Annotated in this window: 11 protein-coding genes; 4 read left to right on the forward strand and 7 right to left on the reverse strand. The window is 68.6% G+C overall.

Annotated features, from left to right (window positions below; genetic code table 11):
* Positions 1–45 precede the first annotated feature (45 nt).
* The 3 genes from ACOQFR_RS12930 to ACOQFR_RS12940 are packed head-to-tail and all read right to left on the reverse strand — an operon-like array spanning position 46 to position 7,747.
* A complete protein-coding gene (locus tag ACOQFR_RS12930; protein WP_421382532.1) occupies positions 46–3,153 on the reverse strand; it encodes an efflux RND transporter permease subunit in 3,108 nt (1,035 codons plus the stop codon).
* Complete coding sequence (locus ACOQFR_RS12935; protein WP_421382534.1) at positions 3,150–6,593, reverse strand: efflux RND transporter permease subunit; 3,444 nt, start codon at positions 6,591–6,593, stop codon at positions 3,150–3,152. Before ACOQFR_RS12935 ends, ACOQFR_RS12930 begins: the two co-directional genes overlap by 4 nt.
* Complete coding sequence (locus ACOQFR_RS12940) at positions 6,590–7,747, reverse strand: efflux RND transporter periplasmic adaptor subunit (RefSeq protein WP_421382536.1); 1,158 nt, start codon at positions 7,745–7,747, stop codon at positions 6,590–6,592. Before ACOQFR_RS12940 ends, ACOQFR_RS12935 begins: the two co-directional genes overlap by 4 nt.
* A gap of 202 nt (positions 7,748–7,949) precedes the next feature.
* Between ACOQFR_RS12940 and ACOQFR_RS12945 the strand changes: the two genes are divergently transcribed.
* Together ACOQFR_RS12945 and ACOQFR_RS12950 are read left to right on the forward strand one after the other, a co-directional pair.
* Positions 7,950–8,276 (forward strand): c-type cytochrome, encoded by a 327-nt coding sequence (locus tag ACOQFR_RS12945; protein WP_421382538.1) that lies wholly within the window; start codon positions 7,950–7,952, stop codon positions 8,274–8,276.
* 11 nt (positions 8,277–8,287) lie between these two features.
* The gene (locus ACOQFR_RS12950; RefSeq protein ID WP_421382540.1) at positions 8,288–8,638 is read left to right on the forward strand and encodes a c-type cytochrome; all 351 of its coding nucleotides are present in this window, start codon (positions 8,288–8,290) and stop codon (positions 8,636–8,638) included.
* A gap of 82 nt (positions 8,639–8,720) precedes the next feature.
* Here the strand turns inward: ACOQFR_RS12950 and ACOQFR_RS12955 are convergent, their stop codons facing one another.
* The gene (locus tag ACOQFR_RS12955; RefSeq protein ID WP_421382542.1) at positions 8,721–10,127 is read right to left on the reverse strand and encodes a hypothetical protein; all 1,407 of its coding nucleotides are present in this window, start codon (positions 10,125–10,127) and stop codon (positions 8,721–8,723) included.
* 104 nt (positions 10,128–10,231) lie between these two features.
* Positions 10,232–10,819 (reverse strand): NfuA family Fe-S biogenesis protein, encoded by a 588-nt coding sequence (locus ACOQFR_RS12960; RefSeq protein ID WP_421382544.1) that lies wholly within the window; start codon positions 10,817–10,819, stop codon positions 10,232–10,234.
* Positions 10,820–10,875: 56 nt separating this feature from the next.
* On the opposite strand from ACOQFR_RS12960, the gene ACOQFR_RS12965 reads away from it, so the two are divergent.
* Complete coding sequence (locus tag ACOQFR_RS12965; protein ID WP_421382546.1) at positions 10,876–11,217, forward strand: 4a-hydroxytetrahydrobiopterin dehydratase; 342 nt, start codon at positions 10,876–10,878, stop codon at positions 11,215–11,217.
* A gap of 108 nt (positions 11,218–11,325) precedes the next feature.
* Here the strand turns inward: ACOQFR_RS12965 and ACOQFR_RS12970 are convergent, their stop codons facing one another.
* Positions 11,326–12,285 carry an RluA family pseudouridine synthase gene (locus tag ACOQFR_RS12970; RefSeq protein WP_421382548.1) on the reverse strand — a complete coding sequence of 320 codons (960 nt, stop codon included), beginning with the start codon at positions 12,283–12,285 and terminating at the stop codon, positions 11,326–11,328.
* 376 nt (positions 12,286–12,661) lie between these two features.
* On the opposite strand from ACOQFR_RS12970, the gene ACOQFR_RS12975 reads away from it, so the two are divergent.
* On the forward strand, positions 12,662–15,865 hold the full coding sequence (locus ACOQFR_RS12975; protein WP_421383298.1) for an Rne/Rng family ribonuclease: 3,204 nt from the start codon (positions 12,662–12,664) through the stop codon (positions 15,863–15,865).
* A gap of 39 nt (positions 15,866–15,904) precedes the next feature.
* Here the strand turns inward: ACOQFR_RS12975 and ACOQFR_RS12980 are convergent, their stop codons facing one another.
* Complete coding sequence (locus ACOQFR_RS12980; protein WP_421382550.1) at positions 15,905–16,549, reverse strand: response regulator; 645 nt, start codon at positions 16,547–16,549, stop codon at positions 15,905–15,907.
* Positions 16,550–16,655: the final 106 nt, after the last annotated feature.

The raw sequence follows: 16,655 nt of genomic DNA on the forward strand, positions 1-16,655 counted from the left end.
TGGCCGCACCGCACGCCGCAGGGCGTGCGATGCAGGCCGGGCCGGTCAGTCGCCCAAGGCCGGGGCAGCGTGAGCGGCCGGCTTGAGCGGCGACTTCTCGCGCGCACGGCGCATCTTGGCCGAGAAGCCCTCGCGCAGGTCGTCGAGCATCGCGTAGATGGTCGGCAGGAACAGCAGGCTGACCAGGGTCGAGAACGCCAGGCCACCGGCAATGGCGCGCGCCATCGGGTAATACGGCGGACCGTCACCGGCCATCTGCGTGCTGCTCAGCGCGATCGGCACCATGCCCAGGATCGCCGTGCCCATGGTCATCAGGATCGGGCGCAGGCGGTCGCGGCTACCCTGCACCAGGGCCGTCGTACGGTCCAGGCCCTGCCTTCGCAGCGTGTTGATGTGCTCCACCATCACGATGCCGTTGTTCACCACGACGCCCATCAGGACCAATATTCCTATCGAGGCCATGATGGTGAAGACGGTCCCGGTGATCCAGAACAGCCAGAACACGCCGAAGATCGAGAACACGATGCTGCTCATGATCGCGGCGGGGAACAGCAGCGACTCGAACACCGCAGCCATCACCACGTAGATCATGATCAGCGCGATCAGCGTGTTCCACAGCATCTGCTGGCCGGCCTCGTCGTCCTGGCGGAAGGCGCCGTCGAAGCTCCACTGGTAGCCCGGCGGCATCGTCATGGCCTTCAGCTCACCCTCCATGGCCGTGCGCGCCTCCTGCACGGTGACCTTCTCGGCCAGGTTGGCCTGGATGTTCAGCGTCGTACGCCGGTTCTGGCGGAAGACCTGGGTGGACGATGCCTGCACGTCCACGTTCACCACCGACAGCAGTGGGAGGGCGGTGCCGTCGGGCGCGCGCAGGCTCAGGCCGGACAGGTCCTCCAGGCCGAACTTTTCAGCGCCGTCGAAGCGCACCCACACCGGCACTTCGGACTCGCCGCGGCGGAACTCGCGCAGCGGCGTGCCGCGCAGGGCGATGCCCACGTACTGGGCCACCTGTTCGGCGCTGAAGCCGAAGGACAGTGCCCGCTCGCGGTCGACGCTGATGGCCAGCTCGGAGTTCTCGTCGCCGGTGTCCACGCGCACGTCGCGCAGCTCCTTGCGGGTCGCCAGCTGCGGGATGATGGTCGCCGCCAGGGCCTTGAGCTCCTCGGACGAGTCGCCGATCAGCGAGACCTGGATCGAGTCGCCGCCGCCCTGCCCGCCCTGCTGGCCGCCGCCCTGCTGGAAGCCGACCGTGGCCCGGGCTGAGCGCGGCATGCCGGCGCGGATCTCCTCCATGATCTCCGACGGGGGCCGCAGCTTGCCGCCGTCGCTGCGCAGCGTGATCTTGGTGCCGGCCCAGCCCTGTTCGCTGAACCAGGAATAGATCTGCTCGATCTGCAGCTTCTCGCGGTTCTCGTCCAGGTATTTCTCGACCTTGGCCACCTCTTCCGAGACCTGGCTCAGCGAATAGGCACCCTTCCACTGATAGAACATGTCCAGCTCGCGGCTGGGTTCCTGGTAGAAGAAGTCGGTCTTGGTCTTCATCATCGGCACCACGCTGACCGCGACGATCAGCAGGATGCCCAGCACGCTGATGCCGCGATGGCGCAGGGTCCACGCCAGGAACGCCGCGTAACGGTCCTGCAGCCGCGGGATCAGGCCGGTGCTGGCCATGGCGGCGGGCGGCGTCTTCATGCGGGCCGACAGCATCGGGATCAAGCTGATGGCCACCAGCCACGACGCCAGCAGCGACACGGTGATGGTGACCGCGATCTGCACCATGAAGATGCTGATCTGGTTGGTCTCGCCGAAGATATTGGGCACGAACACGATGCAGTGGCAGAGGGTGCCGGCCGACAGCGCGATGGCCACGTTCTTGGTGCCGACGATGGACGCCCAGGCGGGATTGCCCGGGGCCTTCTCGCGCTCCTGGTAGATGCTCTCCACCACCACCACCGCGTTGTCCACCAGCATGCCCACCGCCAGCAGCAGGCCCATCATGGTCAGCACGTTGAGGGTGACGCCCAGGAAATACATGAAGCCCAGCGTCATCACGAAGCAGATCGGAATGGCCAGGCTGACCATCAGCGTGGACGGCCAGTGGCGCAGGAAGAAGAACAGTACGGCCACCGACAGCAGCAGGCCGATGATGCCGGCCTCGGTCAGCGCCCACAGCGAGCCGGTGACGTTTTCGCCCTGGTTGTCGATCAGGGTGATTCGGATGCCCTTGAAGTCGGGCTGCTCGCCGATGCGCTCGATCTCCTGCAGCGCGGTGCGCGCCACGTCCACCAGGTTGGCGTTGCGCTCCTTGAACACGTCGATGCCGACCGCCGGCCGGCCCTCGAGGCGGCGGCCGTAGTCCATGCGCGCGGGCTTGAGGCGGACGTCGGCGATCTGCTCCAGCCGCAGTCCGTTGTTGCCCACCACCAGCTCGCGCAGCTCGCGGATGTCGCGCAGCTCGCCGATCGGCTGCACGCGCAGCCGGCGGTCGCCGTCGTCGATGGTGCCGGCCGACACCGAGAAGTTCACGGCCTGCAGCTTCATCGCCAGCTCGTTCAGGCTCAGGCCGTGCGCGCTGAGGCGGTCGGGGTCGATCGCCACTTCGATCTCGTTCGGCGTGGCGCCCGAGATCTCGACGCGCGCGACGCCAGGCATGCGCTCGAGCTGGCGCTTGAGCTTGAGGTCGATCAGGTCGTATTCGTTGGTCAGGTCGCGTTCGCTGGCCAGGCGCACCCGCAGCACGGGCTCGTCGCTGGTGGAGAACTTCATCACCGTGTACCGCTGGAAGTCGTCGGGCAGCTCGTCGCGGATGGCGTCGATGCGCTCGCGCGCCTCCGAAGCCAGCACTTCCACGTCGCGGTCCCAGTCGGAGAACTCGATCCAGACGTTGCCGCCGTCGGCGCGGCTGATCGAGTTCAAGGTCTTGATGCCCTGCAGGGTGGACAGCGCCTCCTCCACCGGCCGCACCAGGCTGCGCTCGACTTCCTGCGGGGTCGAGCCCGGGTACGGCAGATCCACCGCGATGAAGGGTGCGTTGAGCTCGGGGAACTGCTCCAGCGGCAGCCGGAAGGCGGCGATCATGCCGATGGCGACCATGGACACGAAGAACATGATCACCGTCACCGGACGGCGCAGGCTGAGCTCGGCGATGGTCATGCGTGCGCGCCCTCCGTCGCCCCGTCGCCGCCATCCGGACTGACGTTGAGCGGCTTGGCCCGGGCCACGTAGCTGGCGTCGCTGCGGCGGTCGAGCAGGTTGTACATCACCGGGATCACCAGCAGGGTCAGCAGCGTGGATACGGCCAGGCCGCCGATCACGGTGATCGCCATCGGCGAGCGGACCTCGGCGCCGGCGCCGGAGGCCAGGGCCAGCGGCAGGAAGCCCAGCAGCGCGGTCAGCGTGGTCATGATGATCGGGCGCAGGCGCGACTCGGCGCCGCGCAGCAGGGCTTCGCGCTTGGGCACGCCGGCTTCGCGCAGCTGGTTGACCTTGTCGATCAGGATGATGGCGTTCTTCACCACGATGCCGACCAGCAGGATTAGGCCGATGAAGACCACCACCGACAGCGAGGACCCGGTCACCACCAGGGCCAGCACCGCGCCGACCATGGCCAGCGGGATGGTGAACATGATGACGAAGGGATGCAGCAGCGACTCGAACTGCGAAGCCATCACCAGGTAGACCAGGAAGATGGCCAGCGCGAAAGCGAACACCAGCGAGTTGATCGAGGAACGCAGCTCCTCGCCCTGGCCGCCGATGGCCATGCTGACGTCGGTGCCCAGCGGATTGGCCTGCACCAGGTCGCGCACTTCCTGCACGGCGCTGCCCAGGTCGCCGTAGCGCAGGCTGGACGACACCACGGCCACGCGGGTCTGGTTGGCATGGTGGATTTCACTCGGACCGGTCGTGGCGACCACGTCCGCCACCGTTTCCAGCGTCACGGGAGCGCTGGATTCCGGGTTCACGATCAGGCGCTTGATGTCGGCCAGCGAGGCGCGGTCGGACTGCTGCGCGCGCACCAGCACGTCGATCTTGCGGTCGCGGAAGCTGTAGCGCGTGGCCACTTCGCCGCGCACCTTGCGCACCACCTGGTCGGCGATCTGGCGCGTGGTCAGGCCCAGGGCCGCGGCGCGCTCCTGGTCGAAGCGGATCTGGATTTCCGGGAAGCCCTCCTCCACCGTGGACTTCACGTCTACGAAGCGGTCCGAGCCTTCCATCAGCTTCACCAGTTTGCTGCCGGCCCGCTCCAGTTCACCCAGGTCCGAGCCGCGCAGTTCGATTTCCAGCGGCGTGGAGAAGCTGAAGATCTCGGGACGGCCGAACTTCACCTCGACGCCCGGGTACTGCTGCATCGTGGCGCGCAGGCGTTCGGTCTGGACCGCCTCGGTGTCGGCGCCGTGGCCCTCGGCCAGCACCACGCTGATCTTGCCGATGTTCTCGCCCGATTCGGTCGGGTTGGCGTCGAGCCGGGTGCCGCTGCCGCTGACGCCATAGAACGCCCGCACGCCTTCGTCGCCGGCGTGGGTTTCCTGGATCTTGCGCACCATGGCGTCGGTATCCCGCAGCTGGGTGCCCGCCGGCAGCTTCACGGTCATGTCGAAGCGGTCCTGCGCCAGCTGCGGAATCAGGTCCAGGCCCAGGGTGGGCACCAGCGCCAGCGAGATCGCGAACGCCAGGGCCGCGGCGCCAAGCACCAGCCCCGGGCGGTCCAGCGACTTCGGCAGCACGCGCTGGTAGCCGCTCGCCGCCCACTCATAGGGCTTGAGCACGAACTTGCCCACGACCGACAGCGCCCCGCCGACATAGCGGCTGAGGAAACGGAAGACGGTCGTGACGACCATCATCACCGCCAGCACCAGCGAGCCGAACACCCATTCGAAGCCACGCTTGATGCCCGCCACCGGCTTGAGCGCCCGGTTGGCCGGGCGCCAGTCCGGATGCGCCGGCTCGGCCGGGAACGCCAGCGGCGCCTTGGCCTTGAGCGAGGACAGCATTGGGATCAGGGTCAGCGACACGATCAGCGACATCAGGATGGCGATCGAGATCGTCATCGCCTGGTCCTTGAACAGCTGCCCCGCCACACCTTCGACGAACACCAGCGGCAGGAACACCGCCACCGTGGTCAGGGTCGAGGCCACGACCGCCATGCTGACTTCCTTGGTGCCGGCGATAGCCGCCTCGACGATGCCCAGGCCGCGTTCACGCGCCTTGGCGATGCTCTCGAGCACCACGATCGAATCGTCCACCACCAGGCCCGTGGCCAGCGCCAGGCCGCCGAGCGACATGACGTTCAGGCTCAGGCTGAACTGGTCCATGAAGAAGAAGGTCGCGATCAGCGAGATCGGCAGCGACAGCGAGATGACGAAGGTGCTCCAGCCGTCGCGCAGGAAGAAGAAGATGATCAGGATGGCCAGCACGCCGCCCAGCAGCGCGTCGAACTCGACGTCGTCGAGCGCGTCCTCGATGAAGATCGACTGATCCTCGACGGTAGTGAGCGTGGCGTCCGCCGGCAGGCCTTCGCGCAGTCGCTCCAGCGCCTGCTTCACTTCGGCCGCGACGCTGACCGTGTTGGCGTCGCCTTCCTTGTAGATCGCCAGCTCCACCGCTTCGCGGCCGTCCAGGCGGATGATGGATTCGCGTTCCTTGTGGTCCTGGGTCACGGTGGCGATGTCGCGCAGGCGGATCGCCTGGCCGCCGCCGGGCGACCCCGCACCGCCACCCGCGGCCGCACTTTGCGCGCTGGCCGATGCGGCCAGCGCTTCGGCCGAGCCCGAGATCGCCGCCACGCGCGCGGCCGCTTCCGCGGCTTCCTGGGCGGCGCTGTTGCCGTTGCCGCCGGTCCGCGCGGTGATCAGCAAGTCGCGCATCTGGTCGATGTCGGAGAACTGGTTGATGGTGCGCACCAGGTAGCGCTGGCTGCCGTCCTCGATGCGGCCGCCCGAAATGTTGATGTTCTCCGCCTTCAGGCGATCGATGACGGTGCCGATTCCCAGGTTGAGCTGGGCCAGCTTCTGCTGGTCGATCAACACCTGGATCTCGTCCTCCAGGCCGCCGCCGACCTTCACCGCGGCCACGCCTTCCACCGGCTCGAGCTGCTTCTTGAGCTCGTCGTCGGCAAAGCGGCGCAGGCGCACCAGCTCGGCATTGCCCTCGCCCGTGCCTTCCTTGGCCGAAAGCACCAGGCGCATGATCGGGTCGGTGGACGGGTTGAAGCGCAGCAGGACCGGCTGCTTGGCCTCCAGCGGCAGGCGCAGCGTTTCGAGCTTGTCGCGCACCTCCAGGCTGGTGCGGTCCATGTCGGTGCCCCAGGCGAATTCCAGGATCACGTCGCTCTGGCCCGTGCGCGAGATCGAGCTGAGCTTGCGCAAGCCCTTGACCACGCCCACCGCCTCTTCGACCGGCTCGGTGATCAGCGTTTCGATTTCCGAAGGCGCGGCGCCGGTGTATTCGGTTCGCACCGTGAGCGTCGGGTAGCTCAGGTCGGGCAGCAGGTTCACCGGCAGCGCCATGTAGCCGATGATGCCGAACAGCACGAAGGTGACCGTGACCATCAGGATGGTCACGCGCCGGCGGACGGAGGTTTCTACCAGGCTCATCGGGCGGGCGTCTCGGCGACGTCGGCGACCTTCGCGGCTTCGACCGCGCCGGCGGCCGGGTTGAGGACTTCCACCGTGGCGCCATCGCGCAGGGTGATCTTGCCGGCGGTCACCACCTGCTCGCCTTCCTTCAGGCCCTTGCGGACTTCGGCCAGCTCGCCGCTGAGGTAACCCACCTCGATCGGTACGCGCACGGCCTTGCTGTCGCGCACGGCGTACACGGCGGTTTCGCCCGCGTCTTCCAGCAGCGCCTGGCGCGGCACGGTGAGGGCGTCGGTGCGCGAGTCGTACACCACCTCGATGCGGCCGAACATGCCGGGACGCAGGCCTTCGCCGCCCTTGAACTTGGTGACCACGCGGAAGGTGCCGCTGCCGCCATCGACCACGGGGCTGACGCGGTCGATGCTGCCTTCGAACACGCGGCCCGGCATCGCATCGGCCAGCATGCGCACGGCCAGGCCCGGCTTCATCGTCGCCAGGTCGCGCTCGGGCACGTTGAGCACGGCCTCCAGGCGCGAGATGTCGACGATGCGGAACAGCGAGGAGTTGAGCTGGATCAGATTGCCCGGCTTGGCGTTGCGAGTGGCGATGACGCCGTCGATCGGCGCGACGATGTTGGTGTACGACAGCTCGAGCTGCGTCATGTCGTAGGCGGCGCGCGCGGCCTCGAGGTCGTAGCGGATCTGGTCGCTGGCCTCGGCGCTGACCAGCTTGGACGCCAGCAGCTCCTGCGAGCGGCGGTAGTTGTTCTCCAGCTTGCGCAGGGTGGCGCGGGCGCGCTCCATTTCCAGGCGCGGGCGGTCGGGGTCGATGCGGGCCAGCACCTGGCCGGCCTTGACCATGTCGCCTTCCTCGGCCAGCAGCTGCAGCATCACGCCCGAGGTCTTGGCCACCACCTGGGCCTCCACCGGGGCTTCCAGGTTGGCAGTGCCGGCATAGCTGGCCGAGATCGGCCGCTTGGCGACTTCGGCCACTTCCACCGGCACGGCCTCGGCCTTCTTTTCTTCGGGCTTGCCGTCCTTGCCCGCCGTTTCCGCGGCCTTCGCGTCGCCCTCGGGGGCTTCGCCGCCGCCGCAGCCCGCCAGGGCCAGGGAAATCGCCAGCGCCAGCAGGGCGGTGGTCCGGAGCAGCGGGGAGGTGCGGGAAGTCTTCATTTATCTCGGCTTTGGCGGGGGTGTATTAGTTGAATAGAACAGTACAGGACGGGCGTGAAGGCGCGCATATGCCGGAAGTCTGGATGCCGACAGGTGACGGTCCCGTTGCAGGTCCGTCAGTCCCCCTCGTCGGCGCTTGGATGCACAGGCTATAATTTCGGTTTAACGCCGCCCGCCCGACCCTTCGAGCCGGAAACCAATGATGAAGCGAATCGTGTTGTCCGCCGCCAGCCTCGTGCTCGCCCTCGCCTCCTTGCCCGTCCTGGCCAAGGGCGACGCCGAGAAGGGCAAGGCCCTGTTCTATACCTGCACCGGCTGCCACGGCATCGCCGAATACAAGAATGCCTACCCGACCTACCGCGTGCCCAAGGTCGGCGGCCAGAGCGAGCAGTACCTGGTCAGCGCCCTGACCAGCTACAAGAAGGGCGAGCGCCAGCACCCGACCATGCAGGCCCAGGCCGAAAGCTTCTCCGAGCAGGAGATCGCCGATATCGCCGCCTACCTTTCCAGCCTGAAGTCGGCCAAGTGAGGGCCTACCCGATGAATCTCCGCACGTTTGCCCTGCTGGCCCTGGCCACCTTCGCCGCTCCCGCTTTCGCCGCGGGGCCGGTCGGCGACGCCACCGCCGGCAAGGAAAAGTCCAAGACCTGCGCGTCCTGCCACGGCGCCACCGGCAATGAAAGCCTGGACGACACCTATCCCAAGCTGGCCGGCCAGTACCCCGAGTACCTGGCCAAGGCCCTGCACGACTACAAGTCGGGCAAGCGCCAGAACGCGATCATGGCCGGCTTCGCGGGCGCCCTGAGCGACGAGGACATCGACGACCTGGCCGCGTACTACGCCAGCCAGTCCGGCGACCTGCACGACCTGAGCAAGATCGACGAGCGCTGATCCGCGCGGCGGTCCGCACCTGGAAAGCCCGGCTTATGCCGGGCTTTTTCGTTGGCGGTGGTCCGCTCGCCGGGCGCCGCGACTACGGGCCGGCCTTGGGCTTGGGCGGCGACGTATCCTTTTCCAGGGGCTTGCGGCACTGGTTGTCGTACAGCTGCATCGTGTTGCGCCAGGCCGACTGCTCGGTGGCATTGACGATCTTGTCCCACCACAGCTTGCACTGCTTTTCCTCTTCGGGATTGAGCGTGTTCGGATCGTTGAGCTCGACCACGTAGCCATCGTTGTTGTTGACGATGCCGCAGCCGCCGCCCGCGGCAAGAATGGACACGGTGCAGACCATCTTGGAGCCGGGGCTGCCGGGCACCGGAATCTCGATGCTGCCGGTGGTGGCCTCGACGGCGCGCTCGAGCAGCGAGGTCAGCACGTCCTTTTCCGGTACCCAGTACTGGTCGAAGCGCGTGGCCTCGTACACCAGCACGGGCTGGCGCTTCATGAAGCGGCCCGACTCCATCAGGCCCGGCTGCTGGAAGCTGAACTGCCGCTCGTCGCTGGTGCTGGCACCCAATTGGTCCACCACTTCCGGCGGCAGGTCGAGCGAGCCGTCGGCGCGATAGAGCTGCAGGCTTCCGGCGGAGCCGGACGACGGCGGCAGCGTCACCGCCTGCATGGATCGAGGTCCGCCTTCCTCACCGGCCGGCGGCGAGGTGTCGGCCAGCGCGTCTGCGGCAGGCGGCGGTTCGCCGAGGGGATCGTCGGTGGTGGGCGGCACCTCTTCGGGCGGCACGTCGCCCAGCAACGGCTCGGGCTTTTTCTTTTTCCTGAGCGGATCGGGTTTGGCGGGCTCGGGATCCGGCAGGGCCACGGTGGTGCGTTCCGGACGCGCGGCGGTCACCGTGACCGGCTCGGGCGTGGGCGCCAGCGTCACCGAGGTCGAAGGAGCCTCCACGGTGACCCGCTCGGGCACGACCAGGCGATCAGGCTCGGGTTTGGCCACGGGCAGGATCACCAGCGTCGGTTCGGGCACGTCCACGGCTTCGGGCTGGGGTTCCGGTTCCGGTTCGGGCTCCGGCTCGGCTTCGGTCGGCGGCGTGGGCTCGGGCTCGGGTTCCGGCTCGGGCGTCGGTTCGGGCTCCGGCGTGGGCTGGGGCTCGGTCGGCTCGGGTTCCGGCTCAGGCTCGGGCTCGGGCTGAGGCTCGGGAACGGGCTCGGGTTCCGGCACCGGCTCGGGCACCGGGATCGGCTCGGGCGGGATCACCGGCTCGGGCTCCGGTGGTGGCGGGTCCAGGAACACCAGGGTGGTCACACGCTGGTCCGGCCGTTCGGGCAGGTAGAAGCCGCTCTGGTCAAACGCCCAGAACGAGACCAGGTGCCCCACGGTGACCAGTGCCAGCACGCCCAGGCGCATGCGCACCGACATCGGCTGCGGCGGGCGTCGCCGGCGCCAACGGTGGCCAGACTCGTTGAGTGCCTCGGCCGGATCGTACGTCACGCCGTTGTCGATCACAGGCACCGCGGTCAGGGAGGAGGCCGCGAGAGACTACCGGGGCGGCCCGGAAAAAATCGGTTAAGCGGCGATCGCGCCGTCGCGCCCATTCAGCCGCGGGCAATGTACGGCGCGCTGCCGCTGGCGTGGTCGGTGGCGTCGCGGACCGCGGTCACTTCGGGGAATTTGGCGATCATGGTCTTTTCGATGCCCTGCTTGAGCGTGACGTCGGCCATGCCGCAGCCCTGGCAGCCGCCGCCGAAGCGCAGGTAGACCACGCCGTCGGCATCGATGGAGTCCAGCGCCACGCGGCCCTTGTGCGAGGCCAGCTGCGGGTTGATCTCCGATTCGATTAGCCACTGCACGCGTTCCACCAGCGAGGCGTCGCCCTGCGGCTGGTCGCCCTTGATGCGCGGGGCCTTGATGGTCAGCTGGCCGCCGGTGGCATTGCCGACGAAATCGATGTCGGCCGAATCCAGGAACGGCACGCTGGGTGCATCCACGTAAAGCGTGAAGCCCTCGCAGTCGATCGCCCACTCGTCGCCGAGCAGGTCGCCGTGTTCGCAAAACTCAAGGCGCGCGTCGGCGCGAGGCGTGCCGGGATGCACCGCCGACAGACGGATGCCCACGGCGTCGCCGCCCTGGGACTGCATCAGGCGCTGGAAATAGGACTGGGCCGATTCGGTGAGATTGATCATGGGCGCATTGTAGACCCGCGGCCTATACTCCGGCCCAACCGCACTGGAACAGACCGATGACCGACCTGAGCACCCTCGCCGCCCGCCATTGCCAGCCCCTGAAGGGAGCAACGCACCGCCTCGCGCCCGAGGCCGTGGCCCGTCACCTGGGCGTGCTGCCGGGCTGGGAGTTGGTGGAGGACGGGGCCGCGATCCGCAAGACCTTCCCCTTCAAGGACTACTACCGGACGATGGCCTTCGTGAATGCGCTGGCTTACGTGGCGCATGGCGAGGACCACCATCCGGACCTGGGCGTGCACTACGACCGGGCGGTGGTGCGGTATTCGACCCATGATGTGGGGGGCTTGAGCGAGAACGATTTCATCTGCGCCGCGAAGGCCGAGTTGCTCGCGAGGTAGGTGGGAAAAGCAAGGTACCAGGTATGTTTTTCCGGAGTCGGTTATGGCTACGTAGCCAAGACCGACTCCGGAAAAACATACCTGGTACCTCGGCTCCGGCCGTATCGCTCAGGCAAGGCGATCGAGCACGGCGTTGAGCTCCTCGCTCAGCGGCGCATTGATGAGATAGGGCCGGGCGCCCTGCTCCAGCGCAAACTCGATCGAAGCCGCATGCAGGAACAGCCGCTTAAGGCCCACCTGCTGCGCCAGGCGCTTGTTCGCCTCTTCGTCGCCGTACTTGTCGTCGCCCGCCACCGGATGGCCCAGGTGCGCCGCATGCACGCGAATCTGGTGCGTGCGCCCGGTCTCGATGCGCACCTCGCAGAAGCTGTGGCCGCCGCGGCGCTCCAGCACCTTGAAGTGGCTGACCGAAGGCTTGCCCGCCGGATCGACCCGCACGCGCCGTTCGCCGCCCTGCAGCACCGACTTCTCCAGCGGCGCATCCACCGTGAGCGTGCCGTTGGGCACGCGCCCAACCAGCAGGGCCAGGTAGCGCTTGCCCGGACCCTCATCGTCCTCGCCCGCGCGCATCAGCTGCTGCAGCTCCAGCAGGGCCGCCCGCTTCTTGGCCACCAGGATCACGCCCGAGGTGTCGCGGTCGAGCCGATGCACCAGCTCCAGGGGCTCGCCCGGGCGAAGCGCCCGCAGCGATTCGATCAGGCCATGGCTGATGCCGCTGCCGCCGTGGGTGGCCAGGCCGCTGGGCTTGTTCACCGCCAGCAGGGCCTTGTCCTCGAACACGATGCTGGCCGCCAGGCGGTCCAGCAGACCCTGGGGCACGGCCCGGGCCTCGCCCGGCTCGTTCAGTTTCACCGGGGGCAGGCGCACCTCGTCGCCTCCGGCCAGGCGGCTGTCGGGCTTGGCCCGCTTGCCGTTGATGCGGACCTGGCCGCTGCGCACCAGCTTGTAGATCAGGCTGCGGGGGGCGCCCTTGAACTGCAGCAGCAGGAAATTGTCCAGCCGCTGGCCGTCCCGGTCCTCCGGCACCTTGACCATCCTGACGCCGGTGGACTGTTCAGTTGCCGCCATGGAGCCTTCACCTATACAATCGCTTCGCGAGATAACGTCCTGATTTCTCTGGGGTGCCGGCCGAAAGCCCAGCCCCGATGAATCCAGAGGGACCGCTACCACACCCCACGGGGGTGACCATGTTAGCCGGTACCGAAGGCGGACGGATATTGCCCATGCGTCGAAGGCGCGTGGCAGACCGGAGCACGCTGTGCGGGTTCCGGCCCCTTTGATGAACAAAACAAACAAGCGCTCCCGCGGGTACGCCCAAGGTAATGAAGCGCTGGAAGTTCTGCCCAGGCCGGGACGCGCGGTGCGCGCCCGACCGGAGACATCGGGCGCGGACCCCGGCGTTCCTCGCGGTAAGAGCGCGTGAGGAATCCAGACAATGAAGCGCATGTTGATCAATGCCACGCAGGCCGAAGAGCTGCGCGTGGCGATCGTCGATGGCCAGAATCTTTACGACATCGACATCGAGCAGCCGTCCAAGGAACAGAAGAAGTCCAACATCTACAAAGGCCGCATCGTGCGGCTGGAGCCGTCCCTCGAGGCGGCCTTCGTGGAATACGGCGGTGAACGCCACGGCTTCCTGCCGCTCAAGGAAATTTCCCGCGACTACTTCGTCCCCGGCGTCGACCCGAACAAGGCCGGCCTGAAGGAATTCCTGCGCGAAGGCCAGGAAGTGGTGGTGCAGGTGGACAAGGAGGAACGCGGCAACAAGGGCGCCGCCCTGACCACGTTCATCTCGCTGGCCGGCCGCTACATGGTGCTGATGCCCAACTCGCCCACCGCCGGCGGCGTCTCGCGCCGGGTCGAGGGCGACGACCGCCAGGCCCTGAAAGAGGCCATGGACGCGCTGACGATCCCGGAAGACATGGGCGTCATCATCCGCACCGCAGGCGTGGGCCGCGCCGCCGACGAGCTGCAGTGGGACCTGGATTACCTGCTGCAGGTCTGGAAATCGATCACCGACGCCGCCCTGGCCAAGCCCTCGCCCTTCCTGATCTACCAGGAATCGCGCCTGATCATCCGCGCCCTGCGTGACTACCTGCGCGCCGACATCGGCGAGATCCTGGTGGACACCCAGGAGATGTACGACGAGTCGCGCGAGTTCATGGCCTCGGTGATGCCGCAGAACCTGCGCAAGCTCAAGTTCTACGAAGACCCCACCCCGCTGTTCAACCGCTACCAGATCGAGTCCCAGATCGAGGGCGCCTACGAGCGCCAGGTGCGCCTGCCCTCGGGCGGCAGCATCGTGGTGGACCAGACCGAAGCCCTGACCGCGATCGACGTGAACTCCTCGCGCGCCACCAAGGGCAGCGACATCGAAGAGACCGCGTTCAACACCAACCTGGAAGCCGCCGACGAAGTGGCCCGCCAGATGCGCCTGCGCGACCTGGGCGGCCTGGTGGTCATCGACTTCATCGACATGGGCTCGGGCAAGCACCAGCGCCTGGTCGAGGAGCGCCTGCAGAACGCGCTCAAGCAGGACCGCGCGCGCGTGCAGATCGGCCGCATCTCGCGCTTCGGCCTGCTGGAAATGAGCCGCCAGCGCCTGCGTCCCAGCCTGGGCGAGTCCAGCCAGATCATCTGCCCGCGCTGCGAGGGCCACGGCCGCATGCGCAGCGTAGAGTCGCTGTCGCTGAGCATCCTGCGCCTGGCCGAAGAGCATGCGATGAAGGAAAACACCGGGCAGGTGCTGGTGCAGGCCCCGCCGGAAATCGCCAACTACCTGCTCAACGAAAAGCGCCGCGCGCTGATCGAGATCGAGCAGCGCCACGACGCGCCGGTGGTCATCGTCGCCGACGACCAGCTCGAGACGCCGCACTTCAACATCTCGCGCCTGCGCGAGAACGAACTGGGCGAGGAAGCCGGCAAGCCCAGCTACCACCGCACCACCCCGCGCAAGCTGGCGGTGCACTCGCTGACCAAGGCGCACATCAACGTGCCCGACCTGCCGGCGGTTACCGCCGTGCGTCCGCCGAACCCGGCGCCGCTGCGCGAAGAGCCCGAGCTGGAAGTGGCCCCGGCCCCGGTGTTCACCAACACGGCGCCGGCGCCGGTGGCCAAGCGCGGTTTCTTCGCGCGCGTGGCTGCCTTCTTCACCGGTGACGCCGCCGCCGAGCCGGCGCAGGCCGAAAGCCCGGCCAAGCCGGCGCGCAACGAGCGCGGCGAGCAGCGCGGCAACCGCGGCAACGACGGCCGTCGCGACCGCGGCGGCCGTGACCGCGGAGGTCGTGGCGAGCGCGGTGAGCGCGCGCCGCGCCCCGAGCGCGAGCGCGGCGACAAGCCGGCGCAGCCGCAGGGCGGCAAGCCGGCCCAGCCGCAGGCTGCGCAGGCGCGTCCGCCCAAGCCCGAGCGCACCGAGGAACAGAAGAAGCAGGACGAGCAGCGCCGGCTGGAAGGCCAGCAGCGCCGCGAGGAAAACCAGAAGAAGGAAGCCGAGCGCCGCGAACAGCAGCGCCTGGAAAACCAGAAGCGCGAGCTCGAACGCCGCGAGGCGCGTGCCGCGCGCCTGGCCGCGCAGGCCGCCGCCAGCGGCGGTGAGCTGGCCGAAGGCGAAGTGCCGATGCCGCCCGCCGAGGGCGCCGAAGGCCAGGTGACCGCCGGTGTCGACAACGCCGCCCCGGGCACCGACGCGGCCAATGCCGCCGAAGGCACCGGCCGTCGTCGCCGCGGCCGTCGCGGTGGCCGTCGCCGTCGTCGTCCGGATGAAGCGGGCGCCGAAGGCAGCAACGGCAACGAAGGCCAGCTGGGCGACAACGACAGCGAGTTCGACGACGAGGAGCCCGAGACCGAAGGCCAGGCCGGCGCCCCGCGCGCGGCGAATGCGCCGACCGTCAGCGCCGCCGAGTCGGACTTCGATGACCTGGGTCCGGCCCCGTCGGCCCCTGCGCCGAAGCCGGCGCCCGCGCCGCGCCCGGCGCCGGTGGCGATGCCCGTGGCCGCGTCCGCGCCGGCCTTCGTGCCGTCCGCGCCTGCGGCACCGATTGCCGGCCTGCCGCCGATGACCGACGAGGAAGGCGCCGAGCCGGAATCGTTCAAGGTCAAGCCGCTGCCTGCGGTGGATGCGATCGTGGCCGCCGTGGCGGCGCCGACGCCGACGCCTGCTGCGCCCGCGGCGACCCCTGCCCCGGCCGTGACCGCCGCGCCTGCCCCCGTCGTGCCCGCAGCTGCGGTTGCCGCGCCCGTGGTTGCCGCACCCGCCGCTGCGGCACCGGCGCCCGCCGTGCCGGTGGCGCCGTCGGTGCCGGCCACGCCGGAAGTGAAGCCCGTCGTCGCGGCGCCTGCCGCCGCGCCGGCCGCGGTCACGCACGCGCCGTCGGTTGCGCCGGCCGCGCCCGCGCCGGTGCAGGCCAGCCTGATCCCCACCGAAGTCGAGGCCCGCCCCGTGGCGCCGAAGCCGGTGGCCCCGGCCGCGCCGGTCAACCCGTTCCTGCGCACGCAGCCGGCGGTGTTCGACCTGCCGCCGCAGGCCAGCGAGATCAAGGCGGTGACGCCGCCGATCGCGCCGGACGCGGATGACACGCCGCCGCCGGCCGCGCCGGACTGGTCGCTGGATGGCGACGGTGAACCGCCGCAGGCGGGCAAGCCGAACTGAAGCGAAGGGCGCCGGAAGGCGCCCTTCCCTTTTGCAGCCTCAGATCGCGACCATCGGGTCGGACACGCCGTGCTGCCCGGCCAGACGCGCCAAGGCAACCGTGTCCTTGATGCCCAGCTTTTCGTAGAGACGATACTTGTGGGTGGCCACGGTCTTGCCGCTCAGGCTCAGGCGCTTGCCGATCTCTTCCATGCGCATGCCCTGGCACAGCATGCGCGCCACTTCCAACTCGCGCGGCGACAGCGCATCGAAGGGCGTGTCGTCGCCGCAGACCTTGGCCAGCGCCATGCGCTGCGCGACGTGGCTGGCCAGGTAGCGGCGGCCACGCGCCACCTCGCGGATCGCACGCACCAGCTCGACTGCATCGCAGCCCTTGCCCAGGTAGCCACCCGCGCCGGCCTCGATCAGGCGGCGTGGCATGGGACCTTCCTCCTGCACCGACACGATCAGCACCTGCGTGCCCAGCTCGGCGCGCACCAGGCGTTCGGTGATGTCCAGACCGCTGATGCCCGGCAAGTGCAGGTCGCAGACCACGACATGGGGCCGCAGGCGACGGATCATCGGCAGCCCGTCTTCGCCGCTGCCCGCTTCACCCACCACGTCGATGTCCTTCTCCTGCCCCAGGATGAGGCGGTAGCCGGCGCGCACCAGCGCATGGTCGTCCAGCAGGAACACTCGGATCATTGCACTCTCCCCAGAGCGATGGACCCACGCTAGCCGAGTCGTTGCGGCGGCAACACCGCCATCCTTCCCGGCGCGGCGTAGGAAATATCCGTAGCCGAAAACACCT

It is taken from the genome of Arenimonas sp. MALMAid1274 (assembly GCF_049195245.1).
GTDB lineage: Bacteria > Pseudomonadota > Gammaproteobacteria > Xanthomonadales > Xanthomonadaceae > Arenimonas.